At 51.6% G+C, this 1,799-nt stretch carries 1 protein-coding gene and 1 pseudogene; both read left to right on the top strand.

Annotation, left to right across the window (positions count from 1 at the left end; translation table 11 throughout):
* The first annotated feature begins 99 nt into the window (after window positions 1–99).
* Complete coding sequence (locus ACXRVY_RS27095; protein WP_457266195.1) at window positions 100–1,143, top strand: DUF3592 domain-containing protein; 1,044 nt, start codon at window positions 100–102, stop codon at window positions 1,141–1,143.
* A 306-nt stretch (window positions 1,144–1,449) separates the two neighbouring features.
* Window positions 1,450–1,799 (top strand): annotated as a pseudogene (locus tag ACXRVY_RS27090) (OST-HTH/LOTUS domain-containing protein); the annotation flags it as partial.

Raw genomic sequence — 1,799 nt, 5'->3', positions numbered from 1 at the left:
GGACTAACCTCAGTGCATCATTACACTGCGCGCAGGGGGACTTGCTGCCAAGGCGTCATTTCCCAACTGACCTGCATTTCACGTTGGCCAAGGAGCCTTATGAAGACCTTCTTGCTAAGGGCTGCCCTGTTCGTTGTTTTATTTTTCTTTGCCTTGCTCTGCCTTCTCGTGTCTCTTTCCTCGTTCAAGGAGGTGGACGAGACGAAGACTTGGCAGAAGTTGCATGCCACTGTCGCCACTGTCTCCATTTCTGAGGAGATGCGCAGTAAGGGTATGACCTATTGCCCTCTGGTTAACGTGACCTTTGAGTTGAACGGACAGCAATACACTTATCCGCTCGAAATATCGCAGCGGCCCTGTAGGACCAGCCTGGAGTCGGTCGAAAGATCAATTGCAACACTCAGGGAAGGAAAAGTGATCGAAATTCTTGTCGACCCTGCAAAGCCGGGTAGAGTGAAGCCAGGTACTTACTCACTAGGTGGGGGTTTTTACTTGGGCGTTTTCTTGGGCACGCTAGCCTTTATCGGGGCCATAGCTGTCCTGGTGTTTCCTGCTAAGAAAACTGTCAAGTTGACGCAAAGAGAAAGTATTTCACATTCAACTTTGAGCAAGAAAGAAGTTCAGGAAAAAGTTCGCGAACTACTCGCCGCCGGCACTGCAAAGTCGGAAGTGTTTTCACAACTCTCCGGGCGGGGTGTAAAAGACAGTCATCTTGCCTACTTTATAGCTTCGTATGCAGATCCAATTCGTTGTGACGAGCACGATCGCAAGGTCAATATTCTCATCACGATAATGCTCGCCCAGGCTTTGATTGCATTCTTTCTGGGATTGTATATCGGCGCCAGGATGGGGCCAACGGCCAAATGGGTTATGGGTGTTTCAATGACCTTGATTCCCTTGTTTTTGGTATGGGGCTTCTACAACCATCGCGTCGGCGCCTACAACGCGTACATACTCCTATCGTTTCCCCAATTCCCAAGATCGCTTGCGGGGTTTACATCGAGTCCGGCAACAACCACTATCGCATTAGCTATCAGTATCGTTATCCTGGCTTATGTTTGGTACGTCCGAGGAAAAATCTTTCCAGACTTCGTCTTCGTCAATCCCAGGAAAGTCAAAGGCAAGTACTTCTTTACGGGCTGACCCATCATGCCGCCGGACCTGCCCGAACGGCTGTCCAGGCCTGTGAGTTCAATCGTTAGCGAAGACTGCTGCGGGTCGATTTCAGCCGGTTCCAGCAGGCAGTTATTGGCCGACTTCTGCCTGTCRTGACCGGCAGAAGTCGACCCGAAGCTGTCGACCGATTCTGTTGAAAAAGTCCGAGCGGATTGACTCTGCCTACACTGAGATTGAAAAGCGTCCGATTTACGCGTTGCAAGCCTTCCTGGCAGGGCAAGCGGATTGCAGTGAATCGCTCCAGCCCTACCACTTATGCCTGAGTCGTTAATCATGGATGAAGTCACTACCATGCCCTCGGATGATGTACCTGACCTTCAAMGTATAGTGCAGCGCAAGCTCGGGCGCTGTCTGTTGCGCTTGCAACAATACGAACGGCTGCTGAAAGTCATAGTCGCGCATGGCGAGTTGAGCGGCCCTGCGGATCGGCTGCATACCATCCGTGGGCAAAAGATCGCATGTGCCCAGAAAAAGACCATGGGCACGTTGGTCGGAATGCTGACCGAAAGCTTTCTGACCCAGTCGCCCCAAAATGAAGAATCACAGACGGAAGCCGATGTCGGTGACCAGATCTGGTTCAGCTATCGACCCCAGTTGGAAATGCCAGCCGAGCACTATGAGGC

The organism is Pseudomonas sp. P5_A2_2 (genome assembly GCF_054177685.1).
This window is presented reverse-complemented; position numbering and strand designations above follow the sequence as displayed.